This is a genomic window from Ensifer sp. 2TAB8, assembly GCF_052115125.1.
Taxonomy (GTDB): Bacteria; Pseudomonadota; Alphaproteobacteria; order Rhizobiales; family Rhizobiaceae; genus Ensifer.
In genome coordinates, this window is the sequence record NZ_JBFRGB010000016.1 from 127,341 (window position 1) to 150,281 (window position 22,941).

The window sequence follows — 22,941 nt, forward strand, 5'->3', positions numbered from 1 at the left end:
GTTGATTAATAATCCCTTAATTATTATATCGTCAACTTCTAATACGACGTGGAACGAAACAACTCCAGGGTATGGTTAAAATCATAAACCCTCGGATTTTAAGGGTATTTTAGATGAACTTTATACGACCGTGACATCCCGTAATATTTGTTGAGTTTTCCCGCCCACAAGTGATTACGCCGTACGCAGTACAGTTCGGAAACTCCGGATGAGATCTGCGCTCTGTCAAGTCGAGGAAACATGATTGAAGTATTCAACATAATCCCGTGGACTGCCGGACTGGTTTTTCTCTATGCGGCCTGGAGCGATTTTCAGCGTTGGCGCATACCGAACGGCGCCGTTCTCGCTCTCATCGCAGTCTATGCGCTTGGCGCTGCCGTGAAGTTACTCGCTGTAGAGGATGTCGGCGCCGCGCTCTTCTCACTCAGCGGCGTTGGAGGCGATGTCGGAGCTGGCTTACTCCTCTTTACGCTCGGGGTCGTACTTTGGGCTTTTCGGCTGTTCGGCGCGGGCGACGCCAAACTGTTCCTGCCGATCGGCCTCTTCGTCGGCTGGCATGGCATGCTCCCCTTCGCCATCTTCCTGCTGATCGGAGGCATCTTGACGATGCTGGCCCTGAAAGTGCCGATGCCGCTGGCATTCGCGCATTATGCCGTGGTCATGCGCATCGAGGAGATCCGTGTCAGCCGCAAGATTCCTTACGGCGTCATCATGGTGTTTGCCACGCTCGTCACCATGGCCCTTGGAGGCCACCAGGCCTAGACGAGTTGGCAAGTTGCGCGAAACGCACGAAGCCATAGAGGTGTTTCGGACGGAGGTGCGCCGAAGCGACGAGGCAGTCGACTTTACGCGAGAGCCCACGCCCGCCTTCTTCCGAGGCAATCCACTCCCGTGCCCCGTAGGCCACAGATCATGTCTTCTGCGGCAGTCCGCGTAGGAACAGCAGACATTGCACCAACTGGGAGGCTGCCTCCTGCGCGAAGACCAGCCCACGTTCGTCCTTCTCGCGCGCCATGAGGTCGAGATAGCAGTCGAGCACGATGCCGCAAAGGACGGCTGGGCGTTCGAACGCTGCCTGAGAAAACCCATCGACATTAGGCTTGAAACCCACGCGAAGGTCGCGACATTGCGCGAGGCGTTCTTTCGCTTCGTCCGCAAAGCGCGTGAGTTCCCGTGCATCGGCAATATCCCGCATGCCTGACAACCGCGCATGGAGCCGCTGCTCGAGGTCTGCAAGCGTCACGCCGGCTTCAGATGGGGCATCTTTTCGCGCGTGGTGAAAAGCCGACCGCCGTTCGCGCCGCAACGTCGCGATGTGACCCAACTCTTCACCGGCCATTCTTTCGGCAGCCCGCCGAATTTCTGGTGATGGCGCCCTCCCGGCAACATAGCTCCAGAATTCGAATGCCCGCTCTTCGTTTCTGACTGCAATCGAAAAGGCCCGATAGGCGCTTAGAGCTTCGGCCGGGATCAAATCGGCACCTTCCGCGTCGAAGAGATCAGGCACAGATGGAGCGCCCGTCACAGTTCCTGCGGCATCAAGGCCAGTTGCCCTCGACCAATCCGCGACCTGAGACAGGTGCGACTTTTCTTCGGCGATCAGCCGTTCGAAGACTGCGACCAACTCGGGTCGCCCCTCGGCGCTCATCCTGTCGCGCAGCGCTTCGTATCCTTCAATCGCCTCCCGTTCCATGCGCGCGGCCGTTTGCATCAGGCCCTCCATGGTGTCCACAACCGGGGGCTCTTCAGTCAGCTTGGGCATCAAGTCTCTCCGAAAATAACGCCCACATCCTACGGAAACAAAAAAACCGTTGGTTGATCTGGCTCAACGATCACGCCGTCTTTGCCGCTAACTTCCGCTCGAATTCCTGGGCCGAACATCGCGGCGTGGCGCAGGACCGATGTGAGAACGGCCGCTGCGCCAGATGGAATGCGAATGCTGAAGAACGTCCCCATCCGAAAACACGGTCTGGCCGTTTTTCTCCTATTTTTCGTCGCGGTCCTTGCCGCAGCCGGCCAGGTTTCTGCCGCCGGTAGCCTCTCGGGATACCTCGCCAAGGTTCAGCCGACGGAGCTTTTTGCCGGCGCCGACCGTTTCGGTGAGCCCCTGGGCGAACCGGCTATCGTGCCCGTCTACAAGGGCGCTGACATAGCCGGCTACGCCTATCTCAACTCCGACTTCACCAACTCGACCGGTTACTCAGGCAAGCCCATCCATATCGTCGTCGGGATTGACAAGACCGGCGTGGTGCGGGGGCTGAAGCTCGTCGACCACAAGGAGCCGATCGTCCTGATCGGCATACCGGAAGCGCGCGTCGTCCAGGCGCTGAACTCGATCATTGGCCGTGATCTTTCCCGCGTCGCCTCGGGCGCAGAACGTCCCCCTCAAGTCGACATCGTCAGCGGCGCGACCGTTACCGTTCTTGTGATGGGCGATAGCGTTGTGCGCTCTGCCGTGAAGCTGGTGCGGAGCGGCCGGCTCGGGGACAAGGCAACAACTGCAATCGCCAGCACTGCTCCGGTCAGAAAGCTCGATGCTGCGAAACAGGAGGCCCAAGACTGGCAAACCCTTCTCGGTGACGGTTCGATCCGCAGTCTTCGGCTCGACGTCGGCGAAGTGTCGGAGGCATTCCGCAGGGCCGGACACGAGGACGCAGCCGAAAAGCCGGAAACAGCCGAGCCCAAGGACCGCTTCATCGATCTCTATCTCGCACCGGTCAGCGTGCCATCCATCGGCAAAAGCCTGCTTGGCGAAGAAGGCTATGCGCGGCTCGCCAAGCGACTGAAACCGAGCCAGTCCGCCATTCTGGTCGCTGGCGACGGTGCCTATTCGTTCAAGGGATCGGGCTATGTGCGCGGCGGCATCTTCGACCGCATCGAACTGCTGCAGGACGGGCAAGGTTTGCGGTTTCGCGACCGCGACCACACGCGGCTGACGCAGATCGCCGCCGATGGCGCGCCTCGCTTGCGCGAAATCGCTCTCTACATCATCCCTGACAGCTTCGCCTTCGACGTCACCGAGCCATGGGAACTGCAACTTCTGGTCCAGCGCAGCACCGGTGTGCGCGACAAGGCCACCCTGCCCTACGATCTCGGATACACGCTGCCCGAGCGCTACATGATCGTCGAGGCGGCGCCCGCTCCAGCGGTGGTTCAGCCCGCGCTCACAGCCCCTGCGCAAGCCGCAGCGGAGCCCGGTCCGCTTGATGATGAACAGGTGCCACTCTGGGTCAGCATCTGGGAAATGAGCCGTCTCTCCATCGTCATCACCTTCGCTGGACTGCTGGTTCTGACCGCAATCTTCTTCTTCCAGAACTGGCTGGTGAGCCGACCGAAACTGTTCGGCTGGGTACGACGTGGCTACCTGCTCTTCGCCCTGGTTTGGCTGGGCTGGTACGCCAATGCGCAACTTTCGGTGGTCAATGTCCTCACCTTCGTGAATTCGCTGATCACCGGCTTTCACTGGGAATTTTTCCTCTCCGCACCGCTGATCTTCATTCTGTGGGCAGCGGTGGCGGCGGCACTGCTCTTTTGGGGACGCGGCCCGTTCTGCGGCTGGCTCTGCCCATTTGGCGCCTTGCAGGAGCTTACGAACGGCATCGCCAAATGGCTGAAGGTGCCGCAGATCAAGCTGCCCTGGGGCCTGCATGAGCGCCTCTGGCCGGTGAAGTACATCATCTTCCTCGGCTTGTTCGGCCTGTCACTTTATTCGGTTGCACTGGCGGAGACCTTTGCCGAGATCGAGCCCTTCAAGACGGCGATCATCCTGAAATTCGCGCGCGAATGGCCCTTCGTCCTCTTTGCTTTGACGCTGCTGGCTGCGGGCCTCTTCATCGAACGGTTTTACTGCCGCTATCTCTGCCCGCTCGGCGCCGCACTCGCCATTCCTGGCCGCATCCGCATGTTCGAATGGCTGAAGCGCTGGCCCGAATGCGGCTCGCCCTGCCAGCGCTGCGCCAAGGAATGCCCGGTGCAGTCGATCCATCCGGAAGGGCAGATCAACGTCAACGAGTGCATCTACTGCATGCACTGCCAGGAACTCTACCAGGACGACCAACGCTGCCCGCACATGATCCAGGTGCGGTTGAAGCGAGAGAAATTCATGGCGCTTTCCACCCCGGCATCGAGGGGACAGGCGTCCACAAAAACCGTGGTTACCCACAAGGGCAAGCCGATCGGCGGCAAGGAAGAGGCCACAGGCGAGACCGCCTGAAGCCATCATCAAAGGAGCATAGACATGTCAGATCCCACCATCCCAACCGCCCTCAGCAGGCGCCAGCTGCTCGGCTCGACAGCCGCAGCGGCCGTTGCGGGTGCCGCCGCGGTCGGCGGCGCGGTTACCATTTCCACCGTCACGGCGGCCCCGGCACTTGCTGCCGGTGGCCAGTCCATTGAAGTGAAGCCCGGCGAACTCGACGAATATTATGTGTTCTTCTCCGGCGGCCACAGCGGCGAGGTCCGCATCCTCGGCCTGCCGTCCATGCGCGAGTTGATGCGAATTCCGGTCTTCAACCGCGACAGCGCCACCGGCTGGGGCCAGACGAACGAGAGCCGCAAGATCCTGACCGAGGGGCTTCTGCCCGAGACCAAGGAATATCTGAAGGACAAGGGCGGCATCTATCTCAACGGCGACCTGCACCACCCGCACCCGTCCTTCACCGAAGGCACCTATGACGGGCGTTACCTCTTCGCGAACGACAAGGCCAACACGCGTGTCTGCCGCATCCGCCTCGACGTGATGAGGTGCGACAAGATCATCCAGCTGCCGAACCAGCACACGGTTCACGGCCTGCGCGTACAGAAGTACCCCCGCACCGGCTACGTCTTTGCCAATGGCGAAGATCGCGTGCCGATCCCGAACGACGGCTCGGTTCTCGACGACCATAAGCAGTATCACGCGATCTTCTCGGCGATCGACGGCGACACGATGAAAGTCGCGTGGCAGGTCATGGTCGACGGCAATCTCGATAACGTCGACGCCGACTACCAGGGCAAATATGCCTTTGCCACCTGCTATAACTCCGAAGAAGGCGTGAACCTCGCGGAGATGATGGCGAAGGACCAGGACTGGATCGTCGTCTTCAACCTCAAGCGTATCGAGGAAGCGGTCGCGAAAGGCGACTTCAAGGAAATGGGCGGCGTCCCGGTCGTCGACGGCCGCAAGGGTTCGCCCTACACCCGCTACATCCCGGTTTCCAACGGCCCGCACGGCATGAACACGGCGCCGGATGGCATTCACATCGTCGCAAACGGCAAGCTGTCCCCGACCGTCACCGTCATGGACGTGCGCCTGTTCGACGACCTTTTCGACGATAAGATCAAGCCGCGTGACACGGTTGTTGCCGAGCCCGAACTCGGGCTTGGGCCGTTGCATACCGCCTATGACGGTCGGGGCAATTGCTACACGACGCTCTTCATCGACAGCCAGATCTGCAAGTGGAACCTTGAGGATGCGCGGCGCGCCTACAAGGGCGAAAAGGTCAACCCGATCCGGCAGAAGCTCGATGTGCAGTATCAGCCCGGTCACAACCACACATCCATGGGCCAGACCAAGGATGCTGATGGCAAGTGGCTGATTTCGCTGAACAAGTTCTCAAAGGACCGCTACCTCAATGTAGGCCCGCTGAAGCCCGAGAACGATCAGTTGATCGACATCTCCGGCGACGAGATGGTGCTGGTTCACGACAACCCGACGTTTGCCGAGCCGCATGACGCGACGATCGTTCACAACTCGAAGATCAACCCGGTCAGCATCTGGAGCCGCGACGACAGCTTCTTTGCCGATGCGGTCGCCCAGGCAAAGGCTGACAACATCGACCTTCTGATCGATTCCGAAGTGATCCGCGACGGCAACAAGGTCCGCGTCTACATGACGTCGGCCGCGCCCGCCTTCGGATTGGAGAGCTTCTCGGTCAAGCAGGGCGATGAGGTGACCGTCTACATCACCAACATCGACGAGGTGGAAGATCTCACGCACGGCTTCTCGATCATCAACTACGGCATCAACATGGAAGTTGCGCCGCAGGCGACGGCTTCCGTGACCTTCACCGCCGATAAGCCCGGCGTGTGGTGGTACTATTGCTCCTGGTTCTGCCATGCCATGCACATGGAGATGAAGGGCCGGATGTTCGTGGAGCCGAAGAAGGCATGATGCGTCTCCACAAGGCGACATTGCTCGGGATGGCGGCAGTCGCCGCCATCCCGGCAACGGCGGGGGCGGAAACGATCCGCCTCGCGCCTGCTGCCGTATCGTCCCTCCAGCAAGCCGTCGATACTGCCAAGCCGGGCGATGAACTGGTGCTGGAGAAGGGAGAGTTCTTCGGCCCGGTCACGATCGGCGTGCCACTCACGCTGCGCGGCGAACCGGGCGCCTCGATCAAGGGAAACGGCAAGGGCAGCGTCGTCACCATCACCGCCGAAGACGTGGTCTTCAGCGGCATTACCGTTTCAGGATCGGGAAGCTCGCTCGAAGACATGAATTCGGGCGTCTTCGTCGCCCAAAGCGCCAAGCGGGCGATCGTCGAAAAGAGCCGGATCGAAGGCAATCTTTACGGCATCTATCTGCATGGCGCGGAGAACTCTATTGCCCGCGACAACGTCATCATCGGCACAGGGGAAGGCCGGCTGAGCGAAACCGGCAATGGCGTCACGCTCTGGAATGCACCCGGCGCACGGGTAACCGGAAACGACATCAGTTTAGGGCGCGACGGCATCGCGACCAACGCAAGCAAACGCAACGTCTTCAGCGGCAACCGCTTCAGCAATCTGCGTTTCGCGATCCATTACATGTACACGAACGACAGCGAGATCAGCGACAACATCTCCACCGGCAACTCGGTCGGCTATGCCATCATGTTCTCGAGCCGGCTGAAGATCACCGGCAACATCTCCGACGGCGATCGCGATCACGGTCTGCTTTTGAATTACGCTAACGGCTCAACCATCACCGGCAATATCGTCAAAGGACGTCTGCAGCCGGTCTCGCGCTGGGCCGAGCGCGGCGTCCGCTCCCAGGAGCACGGCATTCCGACAGCCGATGACAGCGCCGCCGAAGACAAAACGGGGATGCGCCCCGGTCCGGACAAATGCGTCTTCATCTACAATGCCAACAAGAACCGCCTGCGCGACAACTTGTTCGAGGGCTGTGCGATCGGCATCCATTTCACCGCAGGTTCTGAAAGCAACAAGCTGAGCGGCAACGCTTTCGTCGGCAATCGCAACCAGGTGAAATATGTCGGCGCCCGCTATCTCGACTGGTCCGAGGATGGGCGCGGCAACTACTGGAGCGACAATCCGGCCTTCGATCTCGACGGCGACGGCATCTCCGACAACGCCTATCGCCCCAACGATCTGATCGATCGKGTGCTCTGGACGGCACCGCAGGCGCGCGTGCTGACCAGCAGCCCCGCCGTTCAGGTCGTGCGCTGGGCCCAGGCCCGGTTTCCAGCACTTCTGCCCGGCGGCGTCACCGACAGCCACCCGCTGATGGCGATGCCGGCACGAAAGGAACAATGACCATGACCTCGACCGTTAGCGTCAAAGGGGTTTCAAAAAGATACGGCGGCAAGGTGGATGCCCTGCGGGAGCTTTCCTTCACCCTCGACGAAGGCGAGACCGTTGCGCTGGTCGGCCACAATGGTGCCGGCAAGACGACGCTGATCAAGCTGCTGCTCGGGCTTATCCGCCCGACATCCGGCGAGGTTCGCGTCCTCGGCGAAGATCCGGCAAACGGCGATTTCGGCGTCCGTCGGGCGCTTGGCTACCTGCCCGAGAGCGTGTCTTTTCATATGGCACTGACGGGACGCGAAACCCTGTCCTTCTACGCGCGCCTGAAGCGGGTGGACGTGAGGTCCGCGGACGAACTCTTCGAGCGCGTCGGGCTTGCGGCCAGCGCCGCGGACCGTCCCATCCGCACCTATTCCAAGGGCATGCGGCAAAGGCTCGGCCTGGCGCAGGCGCTGCTCGGCGCACCAAAGGTGCTGTTTCTTGACGAGCCGACGAGCGGTCTCGATCCGGCGCTGCGGCGCAACTTCTACGCCCTCATCGATGAACTGCGTGCCGGCGGAACAACGATCCTTTTGTCCTCGCATGCGCTTGGGGAGCTCGAGGATCGCGCAGGGCGCGTGATCATCGTCAATCGCGGCTCGCAGATCGCAGATGGCACCATCGACGACCTCAGGCGGATCGCGAGCCTCCCGTCCCGGATCCGGGTGCGATCGGACTCCGGCCAAAGACCCGATCTTCTCGAAAAGACCGGCGTCCGCTGGACAGAAGCAGGCGACGGCAGCCTGGAAACCGAGGTGGCGCATGCCGAAAGACTTCCACTGTTGCATCGCCTCAGCGATGCCGCCTCCGGTATCGATACGCTGACGATGATAGAGCCGACACTCGACGATCTCTACGCTCATTTCCTGAACAGCCAGGAGGCGGCGTGATGCGCAACATCCTGATTATCGCAGCCAAGGAAGTTCGCGAAGGCATGCGCAATCGCTGGGTCCTTGCCACGACATTGGTCCTCGCCGCACTCGCGCTGACGCTGACGTTTCTCGGAAGCGCGCCCACCGGCAATGTCGGGGCGAGCCGCCTCGACGTGGTGATCGTCAGCCTTTCCAGCCTGACGATCTTTCTGGTGCCACTGATCGCGCTTCTGATCTCTCACGATGCCATCGTTGGCGAGGTGGAACGCGGCACCATGCTGCTGCTGCTCGGCTACCCCATCGGGCGGGGCCAGATCGTGTTCGGCAAGTTCCTCGGCCACATCGCCATCCTGTGCTTTGCGACCATTTGCGGCTATGGCGCAGCCGCCATCGCACTCGCCTTGATGGGCGGTGCAACGGACGCGCAAAGCTGGCTGGCTTTCGTTTCCATGACAGGATCTTCCGTCCTGCTGGGCGCGGTCTTCGTGGCAATCGGATATTTTATCAGTGCAAGTGCCGGTGAGCGCAGCACTGCGGGCGGCATTGCCATCGGCCTGTGGCTGTTCTTCGTGCTGATCTACGACATGGCTCTCCTCGGCGGGCTCGTGGCGGCACAGGGCCGTTCACTGCCGGACGGGCTGCTCGATTTCCTGCTTCTCGCCAACCCCACCGATGCCTACCGTCTTCTCAATCTCGGCAGCGGCGGCGCTGCTGCGCTCTCGGGCATGGGCGGTGTTGCCAAGAATTCGATCCTCACGGGCGAGGTCCTGCTTACAGCACTCTGCGTCTGGACAGCCGCACCGCTCGCTCTTGCCACCCTGCTTTTCTCCAGGAGGGACATTTGAAACCCGTCCGCTTTGCCCTCATCGTCGCAGCTTCGCTGGTGCTTGCTGCCTGCGAAAACAAGGAACAGGCAGAAATGCCTGCGCCCTATGCCCTCACCCAGGATGCCATGGGCCGCTATTGCGGCATGAATGTTCTGGAACACGCCGGCCCCAAGGGCCAGATCATCCTTGAGAAGATACCGGAAGCCATCTGGTTTTCGTCGGCCCGCGACACCGTCGCCTTCACCATGCTGCCGGACGAGCCGAAGGAAATCGCTGCCATCTACGTATCCGACATGGGCAAGGCGCCGAGCTGGGAGAAACCCGGCGCCGATAACTGGATCGACGCGCGCAAGGCAGTTTTCGTCATCGACAGCCGGCTTAGAGGCGGGATGGGCGCGGAAGAAGCCGTGCCCTTCTCCTCGCAGGAGGCTGCCCAGGCCTTCATTGCCAAGAACGGTGGCCGCATCGTGCATTTCGCCGATCTTCCCGAAAGCTACATCCTGGGCGCGGGCGAAGGAAACGCCGATGAGGCCGAAATACCGGGAGGACACGATCATGGATAAACCTGTCAGCCGCCGGCGCTTCATCACGATCATGGCGGCTTTCGCCGGGTTGCCGCTGCTGCGAGGAACGGGCCGGGCGGCGGTACCGGTCGAACCTGTCGTCTGGCACGGTCAAGCTCTAGGCGCGCCGGCGACGCTTGTCCTCAACCATGAAGACGGCGCGCAAGCAATGGCATTGATCACCAGAGTGGTAGCAGAGGTTCGCCGCCTCGAGGATATCTTCAGCCTCTATCGCGAGGATTCGGCACTCAGCCAACTGAATCGGCTCGGCGCTCTTGCAAACCCGCCAACCGAGCTTGTCGAACTCCTGGAGATATCGGGCCGTTTTCACGCCCTTACCGGCGGCCGGTTCGAGCCCGCTATACAGCCCCTCTGGGCGCTCTATGCGCGACACTTCGCAAGACCCGAAGCCGACCCTGCCGGGCCTCATCAGGACAAGGTGCGCGAGGCGCTGGCCCTTGCCGATTTCGCGCAGGTACGGGTCGACCGCAATCGCATCGCTTTCTCTCGCCGCGGCATGGCACTGACGCTCAACGGCATCGCCCAGGGCTACGTGACAGATCGCGTCGTCGTGCTCTTGCGTGAGGCCGGCATCACCAGCAGTCTCGTCGACATGGGCGAGAACCGTGCCATCGGCGCACGCGCCAACGGGCAGCCCTGGCGGATCGGACTTGCCGACTTTGAGGATGCGGATGAGGTCGATGCGACCCTGGATGTCACCGACCGCGCGGTCGCTACCTCGTCCGGACAGGGGTTCCAGTTCGACGCCGATGGCCGGTTCAGTCACATCCTCGACCCGCGGAGCGGCACCACCGCACAGCGGTATTCTCGCGTTTCGGTCGTTGCACCGGAGGCTTCGACGGCTGATGCCCTTTCAACGGCGTTTTCGCTGATGGCGCCCGAAGAAATCGATACGCTGGCAAAGCAGCAGACCTCAGTCGAGGTGCATCTCAAAAACCGATGATACGGCCCGATCGGCTGGATGGACGGACAGATCGCGCCGGAGCCCGCTTGATGGGCGGGCGTCCGCGTTTTTGAAAACGAACGAACGACCGATTGAACGGCCTCACACGGCGGCGGCCCCTGGCGTCCCGACTGCGTTCCTTGCCCTTGATCGCCCGGACGTGTCGAAGCGGTTTGCCACGGACCCAGGGTAACGGAGCCGGTCGAACGTCTCCGAACCCCGTAAGGCCCTCCGTCGGCGCGGAGGGCCTTCTGAGCGTACGCTACTGCACGGCCGTCGTTCCGTAGACGAGGTTCGGAAGCCATAGCGACAGCTGCGGGAACATGCTGAGCATGACCAGCAGAACCATCATCATCGCGAGATAAGGCAGCACCTCGCGCGCATAGGCCATCATCGGCACTTTCAGCACCATCGACGAGATGTACATCAACCCACCGACCGGCGGTGTGATGCCGGCGATCGTCAGGTTGGTGATGAAGACGACCCCGAAATGCACGCGATCGATGCCGACACCGTCGATGATCGGGATCAGCATCGGTGTCAGGATGATGAGCGCAGCCGATCCTTCGATCGCCGTTCCGATGACAATCAGCAGAACGTTGATCAGGAGCAGCATGAGCAGCGGATTGTCGGTTGCGCCGCCCAGCCAGCCGGACATGGCTTGCGGCACCTGTTCCCAGGCGAGATAGAAGCCGAAGGCCGCGGCCGCGCAGATCATGATCATCACGACGGAGGAATCGCGCACCGACTCGGCAAGCACTTCCGGGATCTGCCGGAGCGTAAATTCACGGTAGCCGAAGACGGCGACGAAAAGCACATAGACGACCACCACGGCGCCGGCTTCGGTGGTGGTGAAGATGCCGTAGCGCGTGCCCGCGAAGATCACGACCGGGATCGACAATGCCCAAAGCCCGTCGATCAGCGCCCGGGTGCCCTCCGCCCGCGTCGCGCGCTCCTTGCGAAGCGGCTTGTAGCCACGTTTGCGGGCGATGAAATAGGTGGTGATCATCAGTCCGGCTGCGAGGATCAGGCCCGGCACGACACCGGCTGCGAAGAGCCGACCGATGGAGGTTTCCGCAAGGAAACCATAGACGATGAGACCGATCGAAGGCGGGATGAGGCTGGTGATGATGGAGGCCGAGGACGTGATGACCGCCGCAAAGGCGCGGCTATAGCCTCGCTCCGCCATTTCGACGCCAAGGGTCTTCGCCAACATCGCAGCATCGGCGTTTGCCGACGCGGTCAGGCCGCCGAGCAAGGTGCCGAGCACGGTGCACATCTGCGCCAGCGCCCCGGTCATGTGGCCGACCATCACGTCTGCGAGCGCCAGCAGGCGCCGGGTGATCCCCGATGCGTTCATGATGCAGCCGGCAAGCACGAACAGCGGCAGCGCCAGCAACGAGACGGATTGGCTGCCCTCCGCCATTTCCTGGGCGAAGTTCGCCAGCGGGATCATGTCCATGTTGATGACGAAGAAGGCGAGCGCTCCGATCGCCATGGCCCAGGTGATCGGGGTCGACAGCAGGAAGAGAACGGCGACCAGGAGCGAGGGGCCAGCCAGATGGAAGAAGGTCATATCAGCGATTCCACATTGCGATGCAGGCGGGCGGTCCAGGGTCTTTCGGTAATGAGGTGCTGGATCAACATGCCGGCCGAGGCGAGTGCGAGCGGCCCGTAGGAAAGACTGCGCGACAGGTCGAGCGCGATCGTGTGCACATGCCGCGAGGTCCAGGCCTGCCATGCAAAGAGCACCGTCATGGCGATGAAGAAAAGCGCCAGCAGAAGATAGTTGAACCAGGCGACAGCCTTCTGCCAGCCCTCGGGGAAGGCTGCGACGAGAACGTCGATGGCGGCATGTGTACCGAGGCGGACACCGGCGACTGCGCCGAAGAAGACGAGATAGGCGAAGGCCATGATCGCCAGTTCGTATGTCCAGGCGGCAGGCTGCGGGAAGATGTACCGGCTGATCACGCCCCAAAGTATCGAAAAGACGATGACGAGCAGCGCCGCAACGCCGATCGCCTCATCGGCGCGACGCAGGCTGAGCAGAGGAATTGCTTCCTCCGGTGGTGACGTTTCCATGGTTGCCTCGAAGTCCTAGGGGCGGAATGGGATTAGCGGCGGCACTGAACGGGCGGACATGCCCGCGCGGCCTGGCGTCATCGCGCCGCGACGCGCGAAAGAATGTCCGGGCGTGGCCGTTCGAGCCACGCCCGGCCCAGCATTACTCGGCCATTGCCTTCTGCACCTGATCGTACATCCCGGGCGTGATGTTCGGCACCTTCTCGTAGGCCGCGCGCGAGGCTTCGATGAAGGCCGGAACGTCGATGTCGGTGACGATTTCGACGCCGGAGGCAGCGAGCTGCTTGGCGTAGGCATCATCGGTCTCGAGCGTCATCTCAGTCAGTTCCTTGGCGATCGTCTGCCCCTCTTCGAGCAGGATCTTTTGCAGGTCTTCTGGCAGGCCGTTGAAAAACTGACTGGAAGCCACCCAGGCCGTGAACATGATCTGGTGACCGGTCTTCGAAATCACCTTGCGGGTTTCGTTCAGCTTCGCCCCGGCGATCGAGCCGAAGGGACCTTCGGCCGCGTCGACGACACCGGTCTGCAGGGCGTTGTAGACGTCGCCCCAGGGCAGTTCCGTCGGGCGGGCACCATAGTTGCCGAAGGTGGCCATCATGATCGGCGAGGACGGCACGCGAATGGTGACGCCGGCAAGGTCGGCCGGTGAGCGCACCGGCTTGTTGGCGATGATATGGCGATAGCCGAAGAGGCCATTCGGCATGATGATCTTGATGCCCTGCGCTTCCAGCTTGCCGGACAACTCCTTGTAGAGATCCGAGGCGAAGAGACGGTCGGTCGCGGCGAGATCCGGATAGACATAGGGTCCGGCCAGGATCGACAGGTCCGGAACGAACTGGCCGAGCTGGCCATAGTCCGTGGCGCTGAGCAGACTTGCGCCGCTCATGACCATCTCGTTGACCTTCTTCTGCGCGCCGAGCTGGTCGCCGGTCATGACCGTGATTGCGATGCGGCCGCCGGAGCGTTCGCCGACACGTTCGGCATAGGTCTTCATCGCTTTGACGATGGGCTCGTTGGGGTTCACCTGCGAGGTCGAGAACCGCAGGCTGTACTCCTGCGCATTGGCAATGCCGCAACAGGAAAGGGCAGCCAGAGCGGCTGCGACGATCAAGGTCTTCATCAGTTCCTCCTCTTTCCGGACTCCCCTCCGGAACGCACAACGGATGAATGATCTATTCATGAATGAACTTTTGCGTCAAGAGTGAAAGGATACGCTCTCACCCACGTCTTCGCCGCTTTCCGGGACGAATGCAAAAAGCCGGAGCGATGGACCATCGCTCCGGCCTCAGAACTTTGAATGATATATTTTTATATGAATTCTTCGGTCACCCTCAGAATGTGTATTCCGCGATCGATTGCGGCTTCATCTCGATGGAGAAGCCCGGCCGTTGCGGCGGCATATAGGCCGCGTTTTCAATCACGCAGGGATCGACGAAGTGCTCGTGCAGATGGTCGACATATTCGATGACACGCCCCTCCTTCGTGCCGGAGACGGCGACGTAGTCGATCATCGACAGGTGCTGCACGTATTCGCAAAGGCCGACGCCGCCGGCATGCGGCCAGACAGGCAGTCCGTACTTGGCGGCGACGAGTAGTACCGCCAGCACCTCGTTCAGTCCCCCCATGCGGCACGAGTCGATCTGGACGATGTCGATCGCGCCTTCGGCGATGAACTGCTTGAACATGATGCGGTTCTGGCACATCTCACCGGTTGCGACCTTCACCGGCCCGATCGCCTCGCGGATCTTGCGGTGACCGGCAACATCGTCGGGGCTCGTCGGCTCCTCGATGAAAAACGGCTTGGCAAAGGCGAGCTGCTTGACCCAGTCGATCGCCTCGCCGACCTCCCAGACCTGGTTGGCGTCGATCATCAGGTAGCGGTCCGGCCCGATTACCTCGCGGGCGATCGTCAGTCGCCGGATGTCGTCGGCAAGGTCTCGGCCGACCTTCATCTTGATATGGTTGAAGCCTTCGTCGATCGCCTCCTGGGCGAGACGCCGGAGCTTGTCGTCGTCGTAGCCGAGCCAGCCCGCCGACGTCGTGTAGCAAGCATAACCTTCCTTCTCGAGTGTCGCGATGCGCTGCGCCTTGCCGGGTTCGGCCTTGCTGAGGATGGCGACCGCTTCGTCACGCGTCAAAACGTCGGTCATGTAGCGATAGTCGACGATATCGGCGATCTCTTCCGGCGACATGTCGGCGACAAGCCGCCACACGGGCTTGCCCGCTTCCTTGGCGAGCAGGTCCCAAACGGCGTTGACGACAGCGCCGGTCGCCAGATGCATCGCGCCTTTCTCCGGGCCGATCCAGCGCAGCTGGCTGTCGCTGGTCAGGTGCCGCCAGAAACGGCCGGGGTGCGCGAGAATGTCTGATGTATCCTGGCCGACGATCAAATGCCGCATGGCCTTGATCGCCATGCAGCAAATGTCGTTGCCGCGGCCGATGGTGAAGGTGAGACCATGGCCCGCAACGCCTTCCTTGTCGGTATCGAGGATGACATAGGCCGCGGAGTAATCCGGGTCCGGGTTCATCGCATCGGAACCGTCGAGGCTCTGCGAGGTCGGAAAGCGCAGGTCGAAGACGCGCAGGTCAGTGATGCGGGTCATGGTCACTCCAGTCGGTAGGTATCAATCGTCCGCGCGAACGGACTGCTTCTGGCTGCCGAGGCCCTCGATGCCGAGTTCGACGACGTCGCCTGCTTTCAGATAACGCGGCGGCTTCATGCCCATGCCGACGCCCGGCGGCGTGCCGGTGGAAATGATGTCGCCCGGCTGCAGTGACATGAACTGCGACAGGTACGAAACGAGATAGGCGACGCTATAGACCATGGTCTTCGACGAACCGTTCTGCATGGTCTCGCCATTGACCTTCAGCCACATCGGCAGGTTCTGCGGATCCGGCACCTCGTCCTTGGTCACGAGCCACGGACCGGTCGGGCCAAAGGTGTCGCAGGACTTGCCCTTGGTCCACTGGCCCTGGCGCTCGATCTGGAAGGCACGCTCGGAGACGTCGTGCACGGTGCAATAGCCGGCAACGTAGTCGAGGGCTTCGGCCTCGGTGACGTACTTCGCCTTGCGGCCGATGACCACGCCAAGTTCCACTTCCCAGTCGGTCTTCTCCGAGCCGCGCGGAATGATCAGGTCGTCATTCGGGCCGACGATCGCCGACGTCGCCTTCATGAAGATGATCGGTTCGGAGGGAACCGTGGCGCCGGTCTCGGCAGCATGGTCGGAATAGTTGAGGCCGATGCAGATGAACTTGCCGGTGCCGGCCACGCAAGGGCCGAGCCGCTGGTTGCTGTCGACAGCCGGAAGGCCGGCGAGATCGAGCGCCTTGAGTTCGGCGAGTTTGTCCGGGTCGAGCGCCGCACCTGAGAAATCGGCGACGTGGCCGGAAAGGTCGCGCAAGGTGCCGTTCGCATCGAGGATGCCCGGCTTTTCCTGACCCGGGAGGCCGTAACGAAGAAGTTTCATATCTCTGCTTCCTGCTTGTCTGTTGTCAGATGGTCCAGCCGCCATCGATGGCATAGGCTTGGCCGGTCGTATAGGTGGCGCCCGCGAGATGGACGGCAAGGTCGGCAATCTCTTCCGGGGTGCCGAGACGTCCCATTGGCTGGCGGGCGATAAAGGCGGCCCGTGCCGTTTCATAGTCGCCCTGGGCACGCATGCGGTCCTGCAGCGACGGACTTTCTACCGTGCCGGGGCAAATCGCGTTGCAGCGAATACCTTCAGAGACATAGTCGGCGGCAACGGCCTTGGTGAGACCAATGACCGCCGCCTTGGTAACGCCATAGGCAAACCGGTTCGGCACGCCCTTGATGCTGGAGGCGACGGAAGCCATGTTGATGATAGCGCCGTCCTTGCGCTGTAGCATCGCCGGAAGCACGGCACGAATGGTGCGGATCATCGCCTTGACGTTGAGGTCGAGGGCGAATTCTAGATCGGAATCCTTCATCTCCAGGATCGAGCCTGCATGAACGAAGCCGGCGCAGTTGAAGAGCACATCGACGGCGCCGATCTTGGCGACCAGGGCTTCGACGGCTTGCGTGTCCAACACGTCCAGCCGGTGCGTCTCGACATCGGCTTCCTTGGCGAGCGCGGCAAGCGCATCCCCGTTGATATCCGTCGCATGAACTTTCGCGCCGGCCTTTGCGAAGGCCAAAGCCGAAGCGCGGCCGATGCCTTGAGCGGCAGCCGTAATCAGGACGACCTTGCCTTTAAGATCCGCTGTCATTCTCGATCCCTCATGCTTTGCGTTCGACGACCAGGATATGGTCGGCGGCGAGAACAACCTCGCCACGCTGGTTGATAACTTCTAATCGTTCCACGACGCGCCCCGCCTTCGGCCGCTTCGGATCGTCCTCCTTGGCGGAAATCGTGACGCGGGTGCGGATCRTATCGCCGATATGGACCGGGCGCACGAAGCGCAGACGATCATAGCCGTAGGAAAAGGCAACCGGATTGATCAGCGATGCCGTGAGCCCGACGCCGATCGAAAAGATCATGGTGCCGTGGGCGATCCGCTGGCCGCCCGGCAGGGTCTTGGCAAACTCTGCATCCATGTGGTGCGGAAAGAAGTCGCCGGTGTGGCCGGCATGGACGACGAAGTCGGTCTCGGTGATCGTGCGGCCCGTCGTCAGGCGCTCATGCCCCAACTCGTAATCTTCGAAATGGATGATCTGTTCTGACATCTCAGCGTCCCGGAAGTGGCGCGATCGCCGTTGCCGGCGCGGCACTCGATTGATAGGCGGCCTCGACCAGGGCCATCGTCTGCCAGGCGTCCTCCACGGAGCCGATCAGTTCCTGATCCTCGCCCATGGCGAAGCGCTGCAGACTGGCCATGCGGTTGACGAATGCATCGGGGAACCAAGCGCCTTCCAGCGGCACGGAAACCCACTCGCTGCTACCGGCCGGCTTGATCCAAAGCTCGTCCGGCTCGCCCTTGGGATAGTCGAGATTGACGCCGAGCTTCACATAGGCTGCACCCGACGTGCCGGAAATGCGGAACTCGCAGGCCTGGAACTTACGGCCGAAATCGTGGTCGTGATTGACCGAGAGCACGCAGCGCACGCGATCGCCATAGTCGAGGATCGCCGCCGTCCGCGTCTGCGCGACGTCATGGTTCGGATGGCCGATCGTCTTGGCGTGAACGCCCAAGGGGTTGCCGAGCAGGCCGCGCACGAGATCCAGATAGTGGATCGAGTGCATGGCGATCTCGATGCGCGGCAGGCCTTTCAAGAACGGCCACAGGCCCCAAGGAGTAGCGAGTGCCAGCCAGGCGTCGAAATCGACGACCTCGCCGAGGTATCCCTTGGCGATCGCGTCTTTCAGCGCCAGCATCATCGGCGCGAAGCGAAGCTGGAAGTTGACGGCTGCCTTGAGCTTGCGCGCGCGGCAGATCTGGAGAATGGCGGTTGCAGCTGCAATATCCGAGCCCATCGGCTTCTGGATCAGCGCGGCTGCGCCAATCGGCAGCTTGGCGAGGATGGCTGCGTGGGCAGCCGGCGGGGTTGCGAGGTCGAAGATCGCATCGGCGACCGCAAGCGCGTCCGCCTCGTTGTCGAAGGCGCGGATAGCCCATTTGCCTGCCAGGACTGCCGCCTTGGAATGGTCAGGGTCATAAATCCCGGCAACCGGGAAACCGGCCTGGCGATAGGCTGGCAGATGCGCGTCGCCGACGATGCTGCCGGCGCCGAAGATAACGATCGGTTGCGGATTGCTCGGTTTCGGCAACCACTGCCTGAGCGCGCCCGGATCGAAATGCTCAGTCATGATGGAAAACCTCTTCCATCATCGCCCACCACTCACCTTCTTTTCGCGTCTCAAGCGGCTTCTGGCAGGGCATGCACACCGACCACCATTCCTGGTTCTTCGGATGGGCGGCCATCTTGGCCATGTCCGCTTCGAAATCGGAGCCGACATATTCCCAGTAGCCGAACAGGAGGTTTTCCGGCTCCTTGAGGAAGATCGAATAGTTGGTGACGTTGCATTCCGAGATCAGCGCGAGGATCTCCGGCCAGACGGCGGCATGCAGTGCCTTGTATTCGGTGATCTTCGAGGCTTCGAGGCCGATCACCATTCCCATCCGTTGCATGATGACCTCCCTGCCCTAGCCGCGAAACTCGCGGGTGAATTCACCGATCGAGCGGGCGCGCACGGCATCCCAGTCCCATGAGATCCCGATGCCCGGCTCGGACGGCGCCAATGCGCGACCGTTGCGGATCTCCATGCCCTCGGTCGTCAGGTCGTCGAGCTGCGGAATGTACTCGACATATTTGCCGTTCGGCACCGCGCAGACGAGGCTGACATGCAACTCCATCAGAAAATGCGGGCAGACCGGAATGTCGAAGGCTTCCGCCGCATGCGCGACTTTCAGCCACGGCGTGATGCCGCCGATACGGGCAACGTCGACCTGGACGATCGAGCAGGCGCCCTTCTGCATATATTCGCGAAAATGACGGATTGAGTACATCGATTCACCGACCGCGATCGGCGTTGGCGTCGAGCGCGCCAGCCGGATATGGCCGTCGAGATCATCGGCCGGCAGTGGCTCCTCGATCCAGGCGAGATCGAGTTCCTTCAGCCGCGATGCCCGGCGGATCGCCTCGTCGACGGTGAAGCCCTGGTTGCAGTCGGTCATGATCTCGAAGCCGTCGCCGAGCGCCTTGCGCATCGCCGACAGACGATCGTAGTCCTCGGAACCGTGCGGCTTGCCGATCTTCACCTTCGAACCGGAAAAGCCCTTGGACTTGGCGGCCAGTGCATCTTCGACCAGCGCTTCCTTCTCGATGTGCAGCCAGCCGCCCTCGGTCGTATAGAGTGGGCAGCTCTCCTTGGCGCCGCCGGCAAGCTTCCAGAGCGGCAGCTTCTGCTTCTTGGCGCGCAGGTCCCAAAGGGCCGTATCGACAGCAGCCAGTGCCAGCGCCGTTATCGGGCCGATCGTTGTGGCGTGGGTCGCAAATTCCATCTTGTGCCAGATCGCCTCGATGCAATCGGCATCTTCGCCAATCAGGATCGGCACGAGGTGATCGGAGAGAAGCCGCATCACCGACGAACCGCCGGTACCGATCGTGTAGCTGTAACCGGTGCCGGTTGCGCCATCGCTGTCGGTGATGGTGACGATTGGGGTTTCCTGGCTGACGAAGCTCTGGATCGCATCGGTCCGCTTCACCTTCGGCGGCAGGTCGACCATGCGCAGTTCAATTTTCTCGATTCTTGCCATGTCAGCCTTCCAGAGCCTTGCCGGTATCGATGTCGAAGAGATGGGCGCGCGAGAGGTCGAAGCTCATGCGCACCTTCTCGCCTGGGCTAAGCGCGCGCGGGTTGAGCATGCGCGAGACCCAGTCGCGACCGTTGAATTGGATGAAGACGAGCGTCTCGTTGCCGAGCGGTTCGGTGATCGACACYGGCAGTTCCACCTCGTGCACAGCCGCCGGATCGCCGGCATGCAGGCCATGGCCGCTTGGATAGATGTCGTCGGGCCTGAGGCCGAAAGTGACCTTCTGGCCCGGGCGCAGTGCCTTGGCAAAGCGCGGCGGGATCGGCAGCCGCGCGCCGCTTACAAAGACCAGCGTACCGTTGTCGACGATCGCCTCGTCCATGTTCATCGGCGGCGAGCCGATGAAGCCGGCGACAAACTTGGTGGCCGGGCGCTGGAAGACTTCTTCGGGCGTGCCCACCTGCTCGATATAGCCGTCGCGCATGATGACGATGCGGTCCGATAGCGTCATCGCCTCGACCTGGTCGTGGGTGACGTAGATCATCGTTGCCTGCATGCGGGCGTGCAGCTTCTTGATCTCGGTGCGGACTTGCGTCCTGAGCTTGGCGTCGAGGTTCGACAGAGGCTCGTCGAACAGGAAGACATCAGGCTGACGCACGATCGCCCGTCCCATGGCAACACGCTGGCGCTGGCCGCCGGAAAGCTGCGACGGGCGGCGCTCCAGGAGATGGCCGAGATCGAGGATGGCGGCGGCCTCGTCGACCCGCGTCTTGATTTCGTCTGCCGAGCGCCCTGCAATCTTCAGCGAAAAGCCCATGTTTTCAGCGACCGTCATGTGCGGATAGAGCGCATAGGACTGGAAGACCATGGAGATGTTGCGCGCCCGCGGCGGCAGGTCGTTGACCTTCTTTCCGCCGATTTCGATGGCGCCGTCGCTGACGTCCTCGAGGCCGGCGATCATCCGCAGCGTCGTCGACTTGCCGCAGCCCGAGGGGCCGACGAGCGCGATGAACTCGCGGTCCTTCACTTCGAGGTCGATGCCGTGGACGACCTCGAGCGCGCCGTAGCGCTTGACCAGTTTCCTGAGGGTTACAGGAGCCATGAACGATTATCCTTTCACCGCGCCGAAGGTGAGGCCCGAAACGAGGTGCTTCTGAATGATGAAGGTAAGGGTCAGCGCCGGGATGATCATCACGACGGCGAGCGCACACATGCCGCGCCAGTCGATGGTGAATTCGGCGGTGTAGTCGAGAAGCCCGACCGGCAGGGTCTTGGAATTGACCGAGCGGGTGATCTGCGAGGCGAGCGCATATTCGTTCCAGGACGTCAGGAACGCAAAGATGCCGGCAGATGCGATGCCGGGACCGGCAAGCGGAAACTCCACCTGCCAGAAGGCCTGCCAGGGTGTGCAGCCGTCGATCTGGGCGGCTTCAGCGAGATCCTTCGGCACCTGGCGAAAGAAGCCGTCGATCAGCCAGATGGTGAAGGGCACGTTGAGCGCAACGTAGGTCAGGATCAGCGAGAAGTGGGTATCGATGATGCCGGTGCGGGCGTAGAGCATGAACAGCGGCAGCGAGAGCGCGATGCCGGGCACCGCCCGTGTCAGCATGAAGCCGAGGAAGATCGCCGACTTCGCCTTGAAACGATAGCGGGCAAAGGCGTAGCCGCCGGCCATGCCGATCGCGAGCGCGATCACCGTCGAGGTCACCGAGATGATCAGCGAATTGCGGAAATAGTCCCAGACGGGAACGCCGCCCTGACCTGCGCCCGAAAACATGGCGCGATAGGCATCGAGCGAAATGCTCTCGGGGATCCAGACCGGCGGTTTCGCCATGATCTCGACGGTCGGGCGCAGCGAAGACAGCACGATCCAGAGACCGGGCAGGCAGATGACGAGCATGGCCAGAAACAGGCCGATCAGGTGCGCCGTCTTCAACAGGCGGCGGCGCAAGCGGTGCGAAGCGTTGATATCCATTACCACTCGGCTCCGATCTGCTGGCGCGCTGCGGCGAGCTTGCGGAAGAAATAGACGGTGAAGACAATCGACAAGAGGATCGCGACATAGGCCATGGCGTTGGCGAGCCCCATGCGGGCATCGGCATAAGCCGTGCGGCCGACGAGCGTCCACAGCAACTCGGTGCGCTTGGCCGGGCCACCATCGGTCATGATCTTGACGATGTCATAGGCGCGCGCAACGTCCAGCGAACGGATCGTCATGGCGATGAATGCGAACGGCATGAGATAGGGCCAAGTGACGTAGCGGAAGGTCTGCCACGGTGTGCAACCATCGACATGGGCGGCCTCCACCGGATCCTTCGGCATGGCAAGCAGACCGGCGAGGATCAGGATGGCGAAGACCGCGGTCGAGGACCAGACTTCGGCGATGATGATCGAGAGGAGCGCCAGATTGCCGTCGATCAGCCACGGGATCGCCTGATCCGTCAGTCCCAGCGACTGCAGCGCATTGTTGACGAAGCCGATATTGTCGTTGAACAGGAACTTGAACTGGAAGCCGACGAGCACGGGCGAAAACATCATCGGAAACATCATCATGGTGCGCAGCAGGCGCTGACCATGGGTCGCCTTGTTGACGAGCAGCGCCAGGCCGAGGCCGAGCAGCATCTCCGCGTTCAAGGCCACCGTCAGCAGCAGCACGGTGCGGCCGAAGGCGACCCAGAACTCGGTGTTGCCGAGAACGGTCGCGTAGTTGCGCAGGCCGACGAAGACCCACAGCGTCTCCGGCTTGGTCAAACGGAAAGGCGTGAAGCTCGAATAGAAGGAGAAGAGCAGCGGCAGGACGATCACCGCCGCGAGCACGACAAAGGCCGGTAGCAGAAGCAGGGCCGGCGCTGACAATTTCTTGAGCTTCATCG

22 protein-coding genes are annotated in these 22,941 nt (G+C 61.8%); 8 read left to right on the forward strand and 14 right to left on the reverse strand.

Annotation, left to right across the window (positions count from 1 at the left end; translation table 11 throughout):
- The first annotated feature begins 240 nt into the window (after window positions 1-240).
- Window positions 241-762 carry a prepilin peptidase gene (locus tag AB4Z53_RS24025; protein WP_441597981.1) on the forward strand — a complete coding sequence of 174 codons (522 nt, stop codon included), beginning with the start codon at window positions 241-243 and terminating at the stop codon, window positions 760-762.
- 148 nt (window positions 763-910) lie between these two features.
- On the opposite strand, the gene AB4Z53_RS24030 is transcribed toward AB4Z53_RS24025, so the two are convergent.
- Complete coding sequence (locus tag AB4Z53_RS24030) at window positions 911-1,762, reverse strand: ferritin-like domain-containing protein (RefSeq protein ID WP_441597982.1); 852 nt, start codon at window positions 1,760-1,762, stop codon at window positions 911-913.
- A gap of 174 nt (window positions 1,763-1,936) precedes the next feature.
- On the opposite strand from AB4Z53_RS24030, the gene AB4Z53_RS24035 reads away from it, so the two are divergent.
- From AB4Z53_RS24035 to AB4Z53_RS24065, 7 genes are read left to right on the forward strand one after another with little or no spacing between them, the layout of a single operon-like run.
- The gene (locus AB4Z53_RS24035; RefSeq protein ID WP_441597983.1) at window positions 1,937-4,213 is read left to right on the forward strand and encodes a 4Fe-4S binding protein; all 2,277 of its coding nucleotides are present in this window, start codon (window positions 1,937-1,939) and stop codon (window positions 4,211-4,213) included.
- A 24-nt stretch (window positions 4,214-4,237) separates the two neighbouring features.
- A complete protein-coding gene (nosZ, locus tag AB4Z53_RS24040; protein WP_113537417.1) occupies window positions 4,238-6,151 on the forward strand; it encodes a TAT-dependent nitrous-oxide reductase in 1,914 nt (637 codons plus the stop codon).
- Window positions 6,151-7,515, forward strand: a complete 1,365-nt coding sequence (locus tag AB4Z53_RS24045; protein WP_441598029.1) for a nitrous oxide reductase family maturation protein NosD — start codon at window positions 6,151-6,153, stop codon at window positions 7,513-7,515. Before nosZ ends, AB4Z53_RS24045 begins: the two co-directional genes overlap by 1 nt.
- Window positions 7,512-8,435 carry an ABC transporter ATP-binding protein gene (locus tag AB4Z53_RS24050; protein ID WP_441597984.1) on the forward strand — a complete coding sequence of 308 codons (924 nt, stop codon included), beginning with the start codon at window positions 7,512-7,514 and terminating at the stop codon, window positions 8,433-8,435. The genes AB4Z53_RS24045 and AB4Z53_RS24050 overlap by 4 nt, the downstream gene beginning before the upstream one ends.
- Entirely contained in the window at window positions 8,435-9,262 is an 828-nt protein-coding gene (locus tag AB4Z53_RS24055) for an ABC transporter permease (protein ID WP_441597985.1), read from the forward strand. Before AB4Z53_RS24050 ends, AB4Z53_RS24055 begins: the two co-directional genes overlap by 1 nt.
- Window positions 9,259-9,807 carry a nitrous oxide reductase accessory protein NosL gene (locus AB4Z53_RS24060; protein ID WP_441597986.1) on the forward strand — a complete coding sequence of 183 codons (549 nt, stop codon included), beginning with the start codon at window positions 9,259-9,261 and terminating at the stop codon, window positions 9,805-9,807. The genes AB4Z53_RS24055 and AB4Z53_RS24060 overlap by 4 nt, the downstream gene beginning before the upstream one ends.
- Window positions 9,800-10,771, forward strand: coding sequence for an FAD:protein FMN transferase (locus tag AB4Z53_RS24065; protein WP_441597987.1), 972 nt, complete (start codon window positions 9,800-9,802; stop codon window positions 10,769-10,771). The genes AB4Z53_RS24060 and AB4Z53_RS24065 overlap by 8 nt, the downstream gene beginning before the upstream one ends.
- 262 nt (window positions 10,772-11,033) lie before the next feature.
- Here AB4Z53_RS24065 and AB4Z53_RS24070 read toward each other — a convergent pair whose 3' ends face one another.
- The 13 genes from AB4Z53_RS24070 to AB4Z53_RS24130 form a co-directional block, all read right to left on the reverse strand.
- The gene (locus AB4Z53_RS24070) at window positions 11,034-12,347 is read right to left on the reverse strand and encodes a TRAP transporter large permease (protein WP_441597988.1); all 1,314 of its coding nucleotides are present in this window, start codon (window positions 12,345-12,347) and stop codon (window positions 11,034-11,036) included.
- Window positions 12,344-12,853, reverse strand: coding sequence for a TRAP transporter small permease (locus tag AB4Z53_RS24075; RefSeq protein WP_441597989.1), 510 nt, complete (start codon window positions 12,851-12,853; stop codon window positions 12,344-12,346). The genes AB4Z53_RS24070 and AB4Z53_RS24075 overlap by 4 nt, the downstream gene beginning before the upstream one ends.
- Before the next feature lie 142 nt (window positions 12,854-12,995).
- Window positions 12,996-13,973: a C4-dicarboxylate TRAP transporter substrate-binding protein gene (locus tag AB4Z53_RS24080; RefSeq protein ID WP_113537425.1), complete on the reverse strand. Its 978-nt coding sequence runs from the start codon at window positions 13,971-13,973 to the stop codon at window positions 12,996-12,998.
- Between the two features lie 211 nt (window positions 13,974-14,184).
- Window positions 14,185-15,456, reverse strand: a complete 1,272-nt coding sequence (locus AB4Z53_RS24085) for an L-fuconate dehydratase (RefSeq protein ID WP_441597990.1) — start codon at window positions 15,454-15,456, stop codon at window positions 14,185-14,187.
- A 21-nt stretch (window positions 15,457-15,477) separates the two neighbouring features.
- Entirely contained in the window at window positions 15,478-16,323 is an 846-nt protein-coding gene (locus AB4Z53_RS24090; RefSeq protein WP_441597991.1) for a fumarylacetoacetate hydrolase family protein, read from the reverse strand.
- A gap of 25 nt (window positions 16,324-16,348) precedes the next feature.
- Entirely contained in the window at window positions 16,349-17,083 is a 735-nt protein-coding gene (locus AB4Z53_RS24095; RefSeq protein WP_441597992.1) for an SDR family oxidoreductase, read from the reverse strand.
- A 10-nt stretch (window positions 17,084-17,093) separates the two neighbouring features.
- Window positions 17,094-17,540 (reverse strand): MaoC/PaaZ C-terminal domain-containing protein, encoded by a 447-nt coding sequence (locus AB4Z53_RS24100; RefSeq protein WP_441597993.1) that lies wholly within the window; start codon window positions 17,538-17,540, stop codon window positions 17,094-17,096.
- A gap of 1 nt (window position 17,541) precedes the next feature.
- A complete protein-coding gene (locus tag AB4Z53_RS24105; protein WP_441597994.1) occupies window positions 17,542-18,621 on the reverse strand; it encodes a Gfo/Idh/MocA family protein in 1,080 nt (359 codons plus the stop codon).
- Window positions 18,614-18,943, reverse strand: coding sequence for an L-rhamnose mutarotase (locus AB4Z53_RS24110; RefSeq protein WP_441597995.1), 330 nt, complete (start codon window positions 18,941-18,943; stop codon window positions 18,614-18,616). Before AB4Z53_RS24110 ends, AB4Z53_RS24105 begins: the two co-directional genes overlap by 8 nt.
- Window positions 18,944-18,958: 15 nt before the next feature.
- The gene (locus AB4Z53_RS24115) at window positions 18,959-20,071 is read right to left on the reverse strand and encodes a mandelate racemase/muconate lactonizing enzyme family protein (protein WP_441597996.1); all 1,113 of its coding nucleotides are present in this window, start codon (window positions 20,069-20,071) and stop codon (window positions 18,959-18,961) included.
- Between the two features lies 1 nt (window position 20,072).
- Window positions 20,073-21,170 (reverse strand): ABC transporter ATP-binding protein, encoded by a 1,098-nt coding sequence (locus tag AB4Z53_RS24120; RefSeq protein ID WP_441597997.1) that lies wholly within the window; start codon window positions 21,168-21,170, stop codon window positions 20,073-20,075.
- A gap of 6 nt (window positions 21,171-21,176) precedes the next feature.
- Window positions 21,177-22,043, reverse strand: coding sequence for a carbohydrate ABC transporter permease (locus tag AB4Z53_RS24125; protein ID WP_291154503.1), 867 nt, complete (start codon window positions 22,041-22,043; stop codon window positions 21,177-21,179).
- A complete protein-coding gene (locus tag AB4Z53_RS24130; protein WP_112948648.1) occupies window positions 22,043-22,939 on the reverse strand; it encodes a carbohydrate ABC transporter permease in 897 nt (298 codons plus the stop codon). The genes AB4Z53_RS24125 and AB4Z53_RS24130 overlap by 1 nt, the downstream gene beginning before the upstream one ends.
- Between the last annotated feature and the right edge of the window lie 2 nt (window positions 22,940-22,941).